Here is a 14,330-nt window from a genome sequence, read left to right on the forward strand (position 1 = left end):
CGTACCAGCTCCGTGAAGCCGCCATCGAGATCCTCCGCCAGCAGATCGGTCAACTGCTCGGCCATGTCGCTCATCACCTGTGGAACACCGCCACCACGGAAAGGGATGCAGACCCGACGGACACGGACTCCACACACACGCAACCGGTCGGGCGAATGCGGGGTTGATCCCTGTACACGATAACGACGAGAGGAAACCTCATGCATCCGCAGACACGGCCGGCATCCGGGACCGATGTGGACACCCAGGTCGCCGTGGTCGGCGCCGGACCGGTCGGCGCTCTGCTCGCCCGCGAACTCGCCCTGCTGGGCATCGACGTGACGCTGCTGGAGAAGTTGCCCGCGCCCGACGGAATCTCCAAGGCGAGCACCCTGCACGCACGCACCGCGCAAACGCTGGACCGCCGCGGTCTGTTGGCGGCTGTACAGCCCGGTCGCGCCGCATCCCGCGCCACGAACCGGGCGGTGCGCTTCCACTTCGCCTCGATCTTCGAGCTGGATCTGTCCCGCGTCGTCGACGAGGGTCCGGTCCTGGTGGGCAGCCCGCAGGCCTACGCCCAGGAGGTGTTCGCGGCGGACGCGGTGCGACTGGGCGCTCGGGTTCGGCGTGACGCGGAGGTCGTCGGCGTGGACGCCTACGCCGACCATGTGCGGCTGCGCCTGCGTTCGGGATCCGGATCGGGTACGGAGCAAACGCTGACGGCGCGCTGGGTGGTCGGCGCGGACGGGGCCCGCAGTACGGTGCGCAAGGCGAGCGGCATACGATTCCTGGGCGAGGGACCGACCGTCGCCGCGCTCATGGGCGAGGTGCGGCTGCTGGACCCGGCCGGGGCGCCAGGCGGCTGGCAACGCACCCCGCGCGGCTGGACGTTGTTGTGGATCAACCCGTTCGGACCGAGCCGCGTATGCACCTACGACTATCGGGGGCCGCACCCGGATCGGCACTCGCCCGCCACCTTGGCGGAGCTGCGGGGTGAGGTGGAACGCATCGCCGGGCAACCCGTCCCGATGGACGAGCCGGTCTGGATCTCCCGCTTCAGCGATGCCTCGCTCCAGGCGGAGTACTACCGAAAAGGCCGGGTGCTGCTGGCGGGCGACGCCGCGCACGTGCACTTCCCGGCGGGCGGCCAGGGCGTGAATCTGGGCCTCCAGGACGCCGTCAACCTGGGCTGGAAACTGGCCGCCGAGATTCGCGGCTGGGCGCCGGAGCACCTCCTCGACACCTACCACAGCGAGCGGCACCCGGTGGCGGCAGCCGTATTGCGCAACGTGCGGGCCCAGGTGGCGCTGATGAACCCCGATCCGCACACGGACGCGTTGCGCGAGTTGTTCACGGAACTGATGCGCTTCGACGAGGTCAACGCCTACTTGAGCACGATGATCACGGGCACGGGGGTGGTGTACCCGGTGGGCGCGCGCGACGACGACCCGCAGGCCGGCCGCATGGTCCCGAGCCTGCCCCTGACCACGCGCGAGGGACCCACCACGTTGGCCGGGCTGTTGCACCGGGGCCGCCCGGTGCTGCTGAACCTGACCGCCGACGCCGACGCCGACGCCGACGTGCGCGCCGCAGCCGCCCCCTGGACCGACCGTGTGGACATCGTCACGGCCACCCCGCACACCGAGGACCCGCACCCCAGCGCCCTGCTCATCCGCCCCGACGGCTACGCCGTCTGGTCGGCCCGGAGCAACAGCCGGGACACCGACACCTTGCGCACCGCACTCACCCGCTGGTTCGGCCCGGAGAAGTGGTAACCCGCCGCCCGCCCATCCCCGGCCGCTGTCCCGGTCGGGCGGACGGGCGGTGGCCGACCCGTGCCGCGTCCGCCTGGAACCAGCGACGGTGTGGACGCGGACGAGCAGCAGGGTTGCGGCGAAAGCGATCAGCGGCCGGGTCCCAGCTCGCGACCACTGCTGCGGATCCCGGTCGAGAATGCGGCTCGCCGTGCCGGCCGTGGCGCGGTTGTTCCTCCACAGGTGAAAGGCGCGTTGCGAAATGTCGGTCGGTAGGCGTCTGTCGACGTCCTGGGCATCACCGACCGCTCCACGTATGCAAAGACCGACAATCGAAGGACCGAACAATCGAAGCGTGCGGGATCGGCACCGGCCCCGGTGGCGCCGCAAGGCTTCGACCCACTGCCGAGGCCTCGCCCCCAGGTCGCAATGAGCGGAAGCTTCTATTCCGATTAACCGCGTCGATCGGGTGCCGTGCGGGCGAAAATCAAATCGTTGAGCAGGCGTCAATTTGGTGGCCACAACCTCCATTCCAATGGGTAGCGGCTGATGCGCGAGCTCGGCATCGAGGGCGTCATCCGCGGGCAGCGGCGTTGCACCACGTGCCCGAGCCGGCCGCGCCGCGACCGCCGGACCTGGTCGACCGCCGGTTCACCGCCGACGGCCCGGACCGGCTGTGGGTCGCGGACCTGACGTACGTGCGGACCTGGTCCGGCTGGGCCTACGTCGCGTTCGTCCTGGACGTGTACTCGCGGATGATCGTCGGCTGGCAGCTCGCGGACCACCTGCGGACCGAACTCCCGCTCGACGCGCTGGAGATGGCGCTGTGGCGCCGCCGGATCAAAAAGGACTCCGGTCTGATTCACCACAGCGACCGCGGGTCGCAATACGTGTCCATTCGCTACACCGAGCGACTGGCCGACGTCGGCGCCGCCGCGTCCGTGGGTTCGGTGGCCGATTCGTACGACTGTGAGGATGGGGTCACCGCCGCAGGGGCGGCCTGACTGTTCGTTACGACTGACCCTTCGGGTGTCCTTGCTGTTGATCTGTCGGTCGTCTCTGTGGCGGGCTCGATGCGGGCCGTCGGCCGCGCGGGCAGTGACCGAATAGGAGCCTGTTGCCCCCGGGTACTCGTCACAGTCCTGTCCTCCCGCCCGGCCGACGGTCTCGCGCCGACCGCCGCTCCCGGGAGAGGTGTGGTGTTTCGGTCAGGCGATGGCTTGGTAGCCCTGCCAGCCGTAGCCTTCCTTGATCCAGGGGCCGAAGCCGGTGGCGTCGACGCCGTTGTGGAAGCGCATGTCGCCGAGGTTGTCGGCGGCCCAGAGGTCGGCTTTGCCGTCTCCGTTGGCGTCGGCGGGGGAGGTGACCAGGGGGACTGCGGTGGAGGTCCAGCCGTCGCCGGGGAGCGTGCGGGCGCCGTGGGCGTAGGCGGGGGCGCCGTTGGCGTCGATCCAGGGGTCGAGGGGGTAGAGGTAGAACTGGCCGCCGGCCTTGTGGGTGGCGAACAGGTCGGGGATGCCGTCGCCGTTGACGTCGCCGGGGGCGAGGAGGTTGAAGACCTGCCAGCCGGATTCGCCGAGGACGATGGGGTCGCCGAGCATGTCGGCGTTGCCGGAGCCGGGGTAGAGGTAGAGGACGCCGGTGTCGGTGCGGACGATCAGGTCGGGGTTGTCGGCGGTGTTGATCAGGCCGTCGGCGTTGTCGTCGCCGGTGACGTTGCCGACGGCGAGGACCTGGGTGGTGTCGCCGGTTCGCCAGTGGCTGTCGTTGGTGGCGGGGTCGGAGTCGTCGTCGCTCCAGGTCTTGAGGACGCGGGTGCCGGTGGAGCAGCTGGAGCAGGCGTATCCGTTGCCGAGGTTGGGGTGGACGGCGAGGTCCCAGGTTCCCTGGGGGTTCTTGCGGCGGGCGAGCAGGTCCTCGCCACCTCGACCGCGGCCTCGAGAGGGACATCACGGCCCGCCCAGACGGCCAATGCGAAGGCTCGATTCTGGGAGCCCCGGTCCCGTGCAGTCCGAGCACGGCCGCCACACGACCCCGGCAGCGCATGCAAGGTCACGTTGTGGGGAGATCGGTGATGTCCAGGCGGCGGCCCGTCCGTCCCGCCACCACCCGCCAGGGGCGTCGGCGCAGCTCAGCAGCGGTCTGGGGACCGGGCGCCGGACATGAGACCCACGAGTATCGCCTATTGTAAGGATCGCCCCTCGTCTCAGGACGCGAGGAAAGCCGTTCGGTCCCCGCCGTGATCTCGGCGGTACGGTCTCGCGGACGCAGTCCACGGTCGTTCCGGCCCAGCAGCGTGTATGCCATTGCATGGACGGCATTCAGGCTCGGCCTCCGGATCGCCTACCAGCGGAATGCCGCCGGGCCGCCCGGTTCGGCGAGGCCGCGGGGCTGCGGGGCCTTCGGGTGCGGGGAGTGCACAGAGAAACGGAGTGAGGCATGCGACGGCGGGGGCTGCTGGGTCGCGAGACGGAGCGTCGCGCGCTGGCCGCTCTGGTTGAGCGGGCGGCCGCCGGGTCGGGCGGCGCGACGGTGATCATGGGTGCGCCGGGGATCGGCAAGTCGGCGCTGGTCGCGGAGGTCGCGGCGGTCGCGGCGTCCGGCGGGACCCGGGTGATCACTGCTGTGGGGGTCCAGTCGGAGGAGGACCTGCCCTGTGCCGGCCTGCACCAGCTGGTTCACCAACTGCGGGACGGGATCGACGACCTGCCGGGGCGGCAGCGTACGGCGCTGCTCGCAGCCGTCGGGCTCGTTGACGAGGCCGTCCCTGATCTGTATCTCGTCGGCCTGGCCGCGCTGACCCTGCTGTCGGACGCGGCGGCGAAGGCGCCGCTGCTGGTGGTCGTCGAGGACGCCCACTGGATGGACTGGGCCAGCCTCGACGTGCTCGGGTTCGTAGCCCGGCGGATCGAGTCCGACCCCCTCGCCCTGGTCGCCGTCACCCGGCGCCTCGACGACCGCCTCGGCAGCGCTGGCCTGCCCGTTCTGCACCTGGGCCCGCTGACCGATGAGGTGTCGGGCGAGGTGCTGGACGCGGTGGCCCCCGCCTTGGGACAGCAGGTCAGGCGGCGGCTGCTGGAGGAGGCTGCCGGGAACCCGCTCGCGCTGACCGAGCTACCGGTCGCCCTGCAGACGGTCGGCGGGGCGTACGCGCTCAACCCGGGTCCGCTGCCGCTGACCGCGCGGCTGGAGCGGACCTTCACCGCACGCGTCTCCTGCCTTCCGGTCGACAGCCGTGCGGTCCTGCTCCTCGCAGCGCTCAACGGCGACGGAACGATGGACGAATGCCTCGCCGCGGCGACCCGGATGCGCGGGACGGCGGTCGACGCCGCCGCCGTCGAAGCGGCGATCGACGCGGGTCTGGTCGAGGCCCAGGGGCTGGCCTTCCGGCACCCGCTCATCCGCTCGGCGATGGACCATGCCGCCACCGCCGCCGAACGGCAGGCCGCACACGCCGCTTTGGCCGCCGTGCTCCAGGGGCAGCCCGATCGGCAGGCATGGCACCGGGCCGCCGCCACCACCGGTCTCGACGAACGGGCGGCTCAGGATCTGGACTCCACCGCCGGCCGAGCCCTGCGACGGGGCGGCGTCGCCGCGGCCCTCGCCGCGCTGAGGCGGGCGGCGGAGCTGACGAAGGACCCATCCGCGCGGGCGGACCGGCTGCTCCGGGCGGCGGAGCTCGCGCTGGAGTCGGGCCGAGGAGACATCGTGGCGCATCTGCTGGCCCAGGCGCGCTCCCTGGACCTTTCGGTCCGGGACCGCGGCCGCGCGGCATGGGTCAGCATCGCGCTGGTCGAGGGGACGCGGGGCGAGGGCGCCGCGGCCGCCGAGCTGGCCGAGCTGGCGGTCGAGATCGCCGCCGGCGGCGAGCCGACGCTGGGGCTGCGCATGCTGTGGAGCGCGGTCCTGCAGTGTTATTGGGGAGAGCCGGGGTCGGCCGCCCGCGAGCGGGTCGCTGCCGCCGCCGACCGGATGCCCATGCCCGCCGACAACGCCGACCTGGTCGCTCTGCGGGCCTACTCGGCGCCGGTCGAGCGCGGGGGAGCGGTCATGGAAGCCCTGGCGGGCCAGCTGGAGCGCTCGTCGGAGAACGCCGAGGGGGACCAGCTTCTGGGGGGCGCCGCGGTGACGGTGGGCGCTCCGGCTCTGGCCAGCCGGTTGACGACGAGATCGCTGGACGCCCTGCGAGCGCAAGGCAGGCTGTCGATGCTGGCCCGCGCCCTCTGCGTCCAGGCGGGGAGCGCCGCACGGCTGGGCGACGTGCGCGCCGGTCACCTCGCCGCGGAGGAGGCCGCGTCGCTGGCCCGCGAGACCAGTCAGCCTCTCGTGCACGCGATGGTGAACGCCATCCGCGCGCAGCTGGCCGCCGTCAGCGGCGACCCGGCGGCGGAGGGGTGGGCGGCGGAAGCCGAATGCGAGGCCCTTCCCAGCGGCGGACGCCCGGTGCTGGCCATCGTGCAGATGGCCCGCGGGCAGGCGGCGCTCTGCCAGGGCCGCTACGGCGACGCGTCCGGCCACCTGCACCGCGTCTTCGACCCGGCCGACCCCGCCTTCCACCCCTGGCTGCGCTTCTACGCGGTCGCGGAGCTGGTCGAGGCGGCGGTGCGCAGCGAATCCGCGGAGGTGGCACGCGACGTCATGCGGGAGCTGACCCCGCTCGGGGAAATGACTTCTTCGCCCGCCCTGCTCTGCGGGCTGCGACTGGGCCGGGCCCTGCTGAGCCCGCAGGACGACGCCGAGCCGCTCTACAGGGCGGCCCTCGACGCCGTCCCCACGGACTGGCCGTTCGAGCGGGCGCGAGCGCGCCTCGCCCTGGGCGAGTGGCTGCGGCGGCACCGGCGGCCCGCGGAGTCCCGCGTTGCCCTGCAGGCCGCACGCGAGATCTTCGAGGCCCTCGGCGCGTCGGCATGGGCGGAGCGGGCACGGCAGGAGCTGCGCGCCGCGGGTGCGTCGTCCCCGCGCCAGGATCCGGCCGCGGTCGACCGGCTGACCTCGACCGAGTTGCACGTCGCCCAGCTCGCCGCGCGGGGTCTGACCAACCGGGAGATCGGCGAGCGGCTGTACGTCTCGCCCAGGACGGTGAGCACCCATCTCCAGCGGATGTTTCCCAAACTGGGGGTGACGTCCCGCGGCGAGCTGGCCGCAGTTCTGGGCGGCACGATGACGTACCCCGAAGGCGCAGCATCATGACGTACGCCGAAGCCGTAGTCCGACGGACGCGGTCCACCCTGCTTGTTTCCTAGGTTTGTGCCATGCCCGGTCCGCACACGGCGGACGGGCGGGAAGGCACACCGTGGGAACCATCACCGTCGGAACCGAGGGCTCGACCAGCATCGAGCTCTACTATGAGGACCACGGCTCAGGGCAGCCGGTCGTCCTGATCCACGGCTACCCGCTGGACGGGCAGTCGTGGGAGAAGCAGACCGACGCGCTGGTCAAGGCCGGCTACCGCGTCATCACCTACGACCGCCGGGGCTTCGGCCGGTCGAGCAAGACCATGACAGGCTACGACTACGACACCTTCGCCGCCGACCTGGACACCGTACTGACGCAGCTGGACCTGCGTGACGTGGTTCTCGTCGGGTTCTCGATGGGCTCGGGCGAAGTCGCTCGCTACCTCGGCGTCCACGGCTCGCAGCGGGTGGCGAAGGCGGCGTTCCTCGGTTCGCTCCAGCCGTTCCTGTTGCAGACGCCGGACAACCCCGGCGGTGTGCCGCAGAGCGTCTTCGACGGCATCGCGGAGCAGGCGGAGGCCGACCGCTACGCCTGGTACGAGAGCTTCTTCGTCGACTTCTTCAACACCGACGAGACGCTCCGGTCGCGGCTCAGTGAGGCCGCGCTGCGGGCGAACTGGGCCACCGCCATCGGCTCGGCGCCCATGGCGGCGTACGCGTGCGTGCCGGCGTGGCTGACGGACTTCCGGGCCGATGTGGAGCGCATTGACGTGCCATCGCTGATCCTGCACGGGACCGCCGACCGCATCCTGCCGATCGACGCCACGGCCCGCGAGTTCCGCCGCCGCCTGCCCGGCGCGCGCTACATCGAGATCGACGGCGCTCCGCACGGGCTGCTGCTCACCCACGCGGCCGAGGTCAACGCCGCCCTGCTCGACTTCCTCTCCGCCTGAAAGCCGGCGTTTTCTCATTTAAGGAGCACGTTTTCATGAAGCCCACGATTGTCCTCGTCCATGGCGCGTTTGCCGAGTCGTCGAGCTGGAACGGCGTGATCGAGCATCTGCTTTCCGCCGGGCACCCGGTGATCGCGGCCCCGAACCCGCTGCGCAGCCTCAGCGGCGACGCCGCTGTCGTCTCTGCTCTCCTGTCCGGCATCGACGGCCCGGTCGTGCTCGTCGGGCATTCCTACGGCGGCGCGGTCGCCTCCAATGCCGCGGTAGGCCACGACAACGTCAAGGCGCTCGTCTTCGTCGCGGCTTTCGCCCCGGAGCGGGGCGAGAGCATCTTCGACCTGTCCGGCAAGTTCCCCGGCAGCACTCTCGGCGACACCCTGAACGAGGTTCCGCTCGCCGATGGATCCGTCGACCTGTACATCCGCCAGGACGAGTTCCACCAGCAGTTCACCGCGGACGTCCCCGCCGAGAACGCCGCTTTGGCCGCCGCCACTCAGCGCCCGCTGAACACCACCGCGCTCAACGAGGCCTCCGGCGAGCCAGCCTGGAAGACCGTCCCGTCCTGGTTCATCTATCCCGGCCTGGATCACAACATCCCCGTGGAAGCGCACCGCTTCATGGCCGAACGCGCCGGCTCTCGCCGCAGCGTCGAGCTTCCCGACGCTTCCCACGCCCTTCCGTCATCCGAGCCCGCAGCGGTGGCCGACATCATCCTCGCCGCCGCAGAACTCGTCTGAAACTCCCCCTTGCCGGCACGGCGCATGGCGGTCCTGCGCCGCGCCGGCATGCCCTCGAGCACCAGACCGGAACCTTCGATGACCACTCTGACCTTCGATAATCTGCTGCTCGTCTGCCTCGTCGGGGCGCTCGTGCCGCTGCTGCTGGGCTTCGCTCCCCGGTTCAGACTGCCCTCGGTCGTGGTGGAGATCGGTGCGGGCGTCGTGCTCGGTCCCGCGGTGCTGCACGTGATCGACGTCGACGCCCGTGGCGGTGCTCTCATGGCTCGGCCTGGCCTTCCTGCTCTTCCTCGCCGGGCTGGAGATCGACGCCCGCCGTCTCGGCGGAGGGCTGCTCGGCAAGGCGGCCGTCGGCTACCTGATGGCCCTCGCGCTGGCCACTCCCTTCGCCGTTGCGCTCGCGGCGGCCGGCTGGATCGATGAGCCGGTCCTTCTCGTCGTCACGCTGTCGGCCACCTCCCTCGGACTCGTCGTCCCGGTCCTGCGCGACGCCGGCCAGAACACGACGGCGCTCGGCCAGGGCCTCGTCGTCGCCTGCACCGTCGCGGACCTCGCCTCCATCGTGCTGCTGTCGGTTCTGTTCGGAGCCGAAGGCGACACCCGCTCCCGGGTCGCCCTGATCCTCTCGTTCGCCGCGGTGGTCGCCACCGCCGTGCTGGCCGCCGACCGCTGGACCCGGCTGCAGCGGGTCGTGGCAAGCCTGCAGGAGTCGACGGCCCAGATCCGCATCCGGCTGGCACTGGTCCTGCTCGTCGCGCTCACCGCCCTGGCCGGACGGTTCGGTGTCGAGACCATCCTCGGTGCGTTCGTCGCCGGGGTCGTGCTGAGCATCGTCGATCCGCTTCCTCGCGATCATCCCCGCTCCCGCGCCGGCCTCGACGCCGTCGGGTTCGGGGTCCTCATTCCGATCTTCTACGTCACGACCGGCCTGCGCCTCGATCTGGCGGGGCTGCTCCAGGACCCTGCCGCGCTCGTCCGGGTGCCGGTCCTGCTGCTCGTCCTGCTCGTGGCGCGCGGCCTGCCGGCGCTGCTCTACGCCCGCTCGGCCGGCGCCCGAGCGGCCGTCGCCGCAGGACTGCTGCAGGCGACCTCACTGCCGTTCATCGCCACCGCAAGCCAGGTCGGCGTCGAACTGCACCTCATGCCCCCGGTGACCGCGGCCGCCCTGGTGACCGCAGGCGTGCTCAGTGTCGCGCTTTTCCCCACACTGCTGCACCGCACCGACCACCACAAAGCGATCCCCGACCCGGTGTCCGAACCCCCGCCGCACCCCGCACAACAGGTGGCATGACGCGGCGCGGCCACGCAAAGGACCGCCGCCGCGCCGCCAGGGTCGCGCACGAGCCGAACGACCCGCCCCGCCGCATCACCCACCCGCGTGGCCACGACCGCGTGCACCTGCGGAACAAGGACCCGGGCACGGCATCCCCCGTCCCGATCGTCAACACTGGAAAGGACCAAATCATGCACATCTGGACTGACAGGCTCGTCGAACTCGGTATCACCCTGCCTCGCGTCGCGGAACCGGTCGGCGGCTACGCCCCGGCGATACGCTCAGGCATGCACGTCTACACCTCCGGCCAGCTTCCGTTCGTCGGCGGGACGCTTCCGCTCACCGGAAAGCTCGGCGACGACGTCGACGTCGCCCAGGCAGCGGATCTGGCGCGCACCGCCGCATTGAACGCCCTCGCAGCCGTGAACGCCCTGGTCGGCCTGGACTCGGTGGCCCGCGTGATCAAGGTCACCGGCTACGTCGCCTCGTGTCCGTCCTTCACCGACCAGGCCAAGGTCATCAATGGTGCCTCTACCTTCCTTCACGAAGTCTTCGGCCAGGCCGGCATCCATGCCCGCTCCGCCGTAGGCGTAGCCGTCCTCCCCCTGAACAGCCCGGTCGAGGTGGAACTCCACGTAGAGCTCGACTCCTGACCAAGCCCCCAGAAGCCGTTTCGCCCTGAGCTCCGCGAGACAGCCCGCCACCACCACGAGGGGCCGGCGCATCCGCAGCTCCAGGAACTCCCGGACGCCGCAGCAGGTCTCGGGTGGGGTCTCTGCCGGTCCCATCGACCATACCGATCATCAATCGTGATCGATGGGCCGGGTGGGTGGTGCTGACCAGGTGCTGCTGTCGTGGCTGTAGCGGATCAGGTACTGGGCGAATTGGCGACGTTCGGCCGGGTCCCAGGCGGCGGTGATGTGGGTGAAGGTCTTTGACTGGCCGGTGGCGTAGCGGCGGCGTTCGGCTTCGCCGGTGTCGGTGAGTTCCAGGACGGTGCGTCGGCCGTCGGCTTGGGAGGCGGCTCGGCGGAGCAAGCCAGCGGTGATCAGCGCGGCGATGCTGCGGCTGGCGACGGGCTGGGTGACGCCCATCTCGGTGGCGATGCCGCCGACCGTCATCTCCCCGGGGGCGTCGGCGACGATGTTCAGGATCATGTTGCGGGTGAGGTCCCCCCGACTGCTGGAGGTGCGGCGTCGCAGGCGGGACAGGGCTGGCCCCACCTGGTGGAAGAGGGCGCTGTCGTCGGATTCCGGAGGTGGCGGTGAGCTGGACATGTCCTCATCCTAAGGGATGGTTTTACCAAATACATGTCCATGCCTGGACGCAACTACATAGCTTTAGGTATACATTGAGCAAGTGCTGACCCGCAGAATCGAGGATGACCATGACTGTGATTGCTATTACCGGTGCCCGGGTTTTCGACGGTGAGAAGTCTCTGGGTGTGACGACGGTGCTGATCGACGGCGGGCGGATCGTCGGTGTGGGCGGGGACGCGCCCGCAGGGGCCGAGGTCGTCGACGGCAGCGGTGCGACGCTGCTGCCGGGCCTGATCGACGCGCACGTCCACACCAGCCCGCCGTCCCTGGCGATGGCGCTGCGGTTCGGGGTGACGACCGAACTGGAGATGCAGGGCACCAACACCCGTGACAAGCGCGCCGGCAGCGGTGAGGACGACACGCTCGCCGACGTCCGTTCGGCCGGGTTCGGGCTCACTCCGCCCGGTGGGCACCCCAGCGAGCTGTTCCCGCCGGATTTCAAGCGCCCCGGCGCGGGTGGTCCCGAGGGCGGCAAGCCAGCCGGGGAGCCGCCCTACCAGCCGGACGCCACCAGCCCTGACGCCGCCGTCGCCTCGGTCCGGCAGTTGGCGGCCCGCGGTTCGGACTACGTCAAGTTCATGATCGACGACGGCAGTGTCGAGGGGCACCCCGGCCTGCCGATGCTCGACCAGGCCACCCTGAACGCGGGCGTGGCCGAGGCCAAGAGGTACGGCCTGCTCACCATCGCCCACGCCCTGACCATCGACGCCACCCGGATGGCGATGCAGGCCGGCATCGACGGTCTGGCGCACCTGTTCGTGGAGCCCTGCACCGAGGACATCCTCGCCATGATCAAGGACGCGGACGCGTTCGTGGTCCCCTGCGCCGTTCTCAACGCCTCGCTGATGGGCCACACCGGCGGCGAGCTGGCCGACGACCCGCGGGTGGCCTCCCGCCTGGACGAGGGCTGGGACAAGACGTTGCGTTCCAGCTTCAACTGCTACCCCCGAGGCAACATCCAGGACGTCTTGGACTCCATCAAGGCCCTGCACGATGCCGGCATCGACCTGCTGGCGGGCACCGACGTGTCCGTGCCCGTGCCGTTCCTGGGCGGCCTCGCCCACGGCGCCAGCCTCCACCACGAACTGCAGTTCCTGGTGCGGGCCGGGCTCACCCCCACCCAGGCGCTGCGCGCCGCGACCGCCACCACCGCCCGCCGGTTCGCCCTGGCCGACCGCGGCCGGATCGCCGAGGGCCTGCGCGCCGACCTGCTCCTGGTCGACGGCGACCCCACCACGACCATCGCCGACACCCTCAACACCCGGGCGATCTGGCGCCGCGGCACCCGCCTGGCTGCCTGACCCCCGCAGGGGTGTCGGCGTACGAATTATCAATCTGCTCAGCCACGTACGGATGAACGTGCTCAGCTTGGCGGCGTGTCGTGGCTGATGCGCATTGGGGTGCGGGAACGCTGGGCCGGTCGGGTGAGGTTGCGGCGGAGGGTGGCGGGTGGAGTGGTCCTGCACTCGGAACGGTGGTTGGAGCTTCGGCGTTTCCGCGCGCTGCACGAATCGGGAATGAGCATCTCGGAAATCTCCCGCGAGACGGGCCTCAACCGGCGGACGGTGCGCAAGTACCTGTCGAGCGACGCCTCGCCCGGGCCGCCCCGCAAGGTCACCGCACCGGCGTCGGGTGGTCGGCGGCGGGTCATCGCCGAGGTCGAGCCGATCATCGACGTCTGGCTGCGACGCGAGATCCTGCTCAAGGGATCGGTGATCCACGAACGCCTCGTCAAGGAATACGGGTTCACCGGCAACTATCAGCGCGTCAAGATGTATCTGTCAGCAGGCCCGGCCGCGGATCGCAGCCGAGTTGGGCATCGCTTCCGACGAACTCGCGGGCCTGCACCGCCGGTTCGAGGTGGTACCCGGAGTTCAGGCTCAGGTCGACTGGGCGACGAGGGCGCCGTTCTGGCTCACGTGGGGATCCCGAAGGTGTACTCCTTCCACATGGTCCTGTCGTATTCGCGCGACCCGTTCTGCTGTTTCACCACGAGCATGGACCTGGCGGCGTTCTGGGGCAGTCACGTGCGGGCGTTCGAGCACTTCGGCGGCGTCCCCAAGGCGATCGTCTACGACCGGACCAAGACCGTGGTCCGCCGTCACGTCGCCCCCGGGCAGGCGGTGCCGCTGCATCCGGAGGCGGTCGCCTTCTCCGGGCACCACGACTTCGACATCGACGTCCTCGCCGCCTACCGGCCCACCGGGAAGGGCCGTGTCGAGCGGCAGGTCACCATCGTGCGCGATCGGCGCCCCGACGCGCGTGTGCCCCGCCGTAGGTCGGCGGGGCACACGTGCGTCCGGCTTCAGCCTCGGATGTCGAATTCGCAATAGTCCACGTCGGTGAGCTCGACTGCCTCCAGGTCGTCGGCGCGGGTGCCGCCCTCTTGGAAGTAGGCCTGTTGCAGGCCTGCGGCGACGATGCGCTCCAGCTCGCGTTCGGAGGCGCCGGCGTGGTGGGCGTCGAACAGCTCCTGGGCGTGGGTGGGCGGCAGCGGCTGCGTGATGCGGCGCATCCGGGGGTCGTCGGTGGAGCCGGCCGCCGAGGAGAACCCGAATCTGGCGCGGGTCTCGACGATGACGCCGCCGGTGGCGGCCGCGCGCTGTTCGACTCGGCGGCGGACCTGGGGTTGCCACAGGCGTCGGACTTCGGCGTCGATTTTCGCGTTGACGGGGCGGGGTGGGGTTTTGCGGTCGCCTTTGAGGTAGCGCTCGACGGAGCGTTGGCTGACGCCCAGGCGTTCGGCAACTTTGCGGGTGCTGCCGCGGTTCTTGCTGAGCAGGAACCTGATGCGGGCCTTGGTGGATTGGGGTGGTTTGCGGGTGAGGACGTGTTGGGCGGCCTGGTCGAGGCCGTCGCCGATCTTGCCCATGCGGGTTCCTATTCGCCTTCGGCGACGGCGTCCACGCCGTCCTTGATGTGGCGGGCCGGGTTGACGGGCGGGTTGTTGGTGAGGCCCTGGAGGACCCATTCCATGGTTTGGGTGCCCTCGTGTTTGACCAGGCCGGGGCCGGCGCCGAGGCGGAACCCGGTCTTGATCGGTTGTCCGGGGACGGTGGGCGGGAGGAGGTCGAGCGGGGAGGGTCCGGGGGAGGCGTAGACGACGCAGTCGGAGAGGATCCCGAGCGGGTACAGCCCGGT

Annotated in this window: 10 protein-coding genes and 3 pseudogenes; 9 read left to right on the forward strand and 4 right to left on the reverse strand. The window is 70.7% G+C overall.

Features of this window, described 5'->3' with window-relative positions; translation table 11 throughout:
* The first annotated feature begins 200 nt into the window (after nucleotides 1-200).
* Entirely contained in the window at nucleotides 201-1,754 is a 1,554-nt protein-coding gene (locus tag ABZS54_RS37520; protein WP_355546471.1) for an FAD-dependent oxidoreductase, read from the forward strand.
* Between the two features lie 522 nt (nucleotides 1,755-2,276).
* Nucleotides 2,277-2,701 (forward strand): annotated as a pseudogene (locus tag ABZS54_RS37525) (DDE-type integrase/transposase/recombinase); the annotation flags it as partial.
* A gap of 240 nt (nucleotides 2,702-2,941) precedes the next feature.
* Here ABZS54_RS37525 and ABZS54_RS37530 read toward each other — a convergent pair.
* Nucleotides 2,942-3,334 (reverse strand): VCBS repeat-containing protein, encoded by a 393-nt coding sequence (locus ABZS54_RS37530; protein WP_355546473.1) that lies wholly within the window; start codon nucleotides 3,332-3,334, stop codon nucleotides 2,942-2,944.
* 838 nt (nucleotides 3,335-4,172) lie between these two features.
* Between ABZS54_RS37530 and ABZS54_RS37535 the strand changes: the two genes are divergently transcribed.
* From ABZS54_RS37535 to ABZS54_RS37555, 5 genes are all read left to right on the forward strand, one after another.
* A complete protein-coding gene (locus ABZS54_RS37535) occupies nucleotides 4,173-6,923 on the forward strand; it encodes an AAA family ATPase (protein WP_355546475.1) in 2,751 nt (916 codons plus the stop codon).
* A 103-nt stretch (nucleotides 6,924-7,026) separates the two neighbouring features.
* Nucleotides 7,027-7,860: an alpha/beta hydrolase gene (locus ABZS54_RS37540; RefSeq protein ID WP_355546477.1), complete on the forward strand. Its 834-nt coding sequence runs from the start codon at nucleotides 7,027-7,029 to the stop codon at nucleotides 7,858-7,860.
* 35 nt (nucleotides 7,861-7,895) lie between these two features.
* On the forward strand, nucleotides 7,896-8,597 hold the full coding sequence (locus ABZS54_RS37545) for an alpha/beta hydrolase (protein WP_355546479.1): 702 nt from the start codon (nucleotides 7,896-7,898) through the stop codon (nucleotides 8,595-8,597).
* Nucleotides 8,598-8,844: 247 nt separating this feature from the next.
* Nucleotides 8,845-9,888 carry a cation:proton antiporter gene (locus ABZS54_RS37550; protein ID WP_355546481.1) on the forward strand — a complete coding sequence of 348 codons (1,044 nt, stop codon included), beginning with the start codon at nucleotides 8,845-8,847 and terminating at the stop codon, nucleotides 9,886-9,888.
* Between the two features lie 173 nt (nucleotides 9,889-10,061).
* On the forward strand, nucleotides 10,062-10,523 hold the full coding sequence (locus ABZS54_RS37555; RefSeq protein WP_355546489.1) for a RidA family protein: 462 nt from the start codon (nucleotides 10,062-10,064) through the stop codon (nucleotides 10,521-10,523).
* Nucleotides 10,524-10,673: 150 nt separating this feature from the next.
* Here the strand turns inward: ABZS54_RS37555 and ABZS54_RS37560 are convergent, their stop codons facing one another.
* A complete protein-coding gene (locus tag ABZS54_RS37560) occupies nucleotides 10,674-11,147 on the reverse strand; it encodes a MarR family winged helix-turn-helix transcriptional regulator (protein WP_355546483.1) in 474 nt (157 codons plus the stop codon).
* 110 nt (nucleotides 11,148-11,257) lie between these two features.
* Between ABZS54_RS37560 and ABZS54_RS37565 the strand changes: the two genes are divergently transcribed.
* Nucleotides 11,258-12,490, forward strand: coding sequence for an amidohydrolase family protein (locus tag ABZS54_RS37565; protein ID WP_355546485.1), 1,233 nt, complete (start codon nucleotides 11,258-11,260; stop codon nucleotides 12,488-12,490).
* A 153-nt stretch (nucleotides 12,491-12,643) separates the two neighbouring features.
* Nucleotides 12,644-13,435 (forward strand): annotated as a pseudogene (gene istA / locus ABZS54_RS37570) (IS21 family transposase); the annotation flags it as partial.
* Nucleotides 13,436-13,494: 59 nt separating this feature from the next.
* Here istA and ABZS54_RS37575 read toward each other — a convergent pair.
* On the reverse strand, nucleotides 13,495-14,061 hold the full coding sequence (locus ABZS54_RS37575) for a helix-turn-helix transcriptional regulator (protein WP_355546487.1): 567 nt from the start codon (nucleotides 14,059-14,061) through the stop codon (nucleotides 13,495-13,497).
* An 8-nt stretch (nucleotides 14,062-14,069) separates the two neighbouring features.
* Nucleotides 14,070-14,330: pseudogene (locus ABZS54_RS37580) on the reverse strand (transcriptional regulator); the annotation flags it as partial.

This window comes from Embleya sp. NPDC005575, assembly GCF_040605455.1.
Lineage (GTDB): Bacteria > Actinomycetota > Actinomycetes > Streptomycetales > Streptomycetaceae > Embleya.

What these genes read in the sequence shown, in the direction of transcription:
- ABZS54_RS37575 (WP_355546487.1), bottom strand. Translation starts at nt 14,061, where the DNA reads ATGGGCAAGATCGGCGACGGCCTCGACCAGGCCGCCCAACACGTCCTC.
- ABZS54_RS37530 (WP_355546473.1), bottom strand. Translation starts at nt 3,334, where the DNA reads ATGCTCGGCGACCCCATCGTCCTCGGCGAATCCGGCTGGCAGGTCTTC.
- ABZS54_RS37545 (WP_355546479.1), top strand. Translation starts at nt 7,896, where the DNA reads ATGAAGCCCACGATTGTCCTCGTCCATGGCGCGTTTGCCGAGTCGTCG.
- ABZS54_RS37535 (WP_355546475.1), top strand. Translation starts at nt 4,173, where the DNA reads ATGCGACGGCGGGGGCTGCTGGGTCGCGAGACGGAGCGTCGCGCGCTG.
- ABZS54_RS37555 (WP_355546489.1), top strand. Translation starts at nt 10,062, where the DNA reads ATGCACATCTGGACTGACAGGCTCGTCGAACTCGGTATCACCCTGCCT.
- ABZS54_RS37520 (WP_355546471.1), top strand. Translation starts at nt 201, where the DNA reads ATGCATCCGCAGACACGGCCGGCATCCGGGACCGATGTGGACACCCAG.
- ABZS54_RS37565 (WP_355546485.1), top strand. Translation starts at nt 11,258, where the DNA reads ATGACTGTGATTGCTATTACCGGTGCCCGGGTTTTCGACGGTGAGAAG.
- ABZS54_RS37560 (WP_355546483.1), bottom strand. Translation starts at nt 11,147, where the DNA reads ATGTCCAGCTCACCGCCACCTCCGGAATCCGACGACAGCGCCCTCTTC.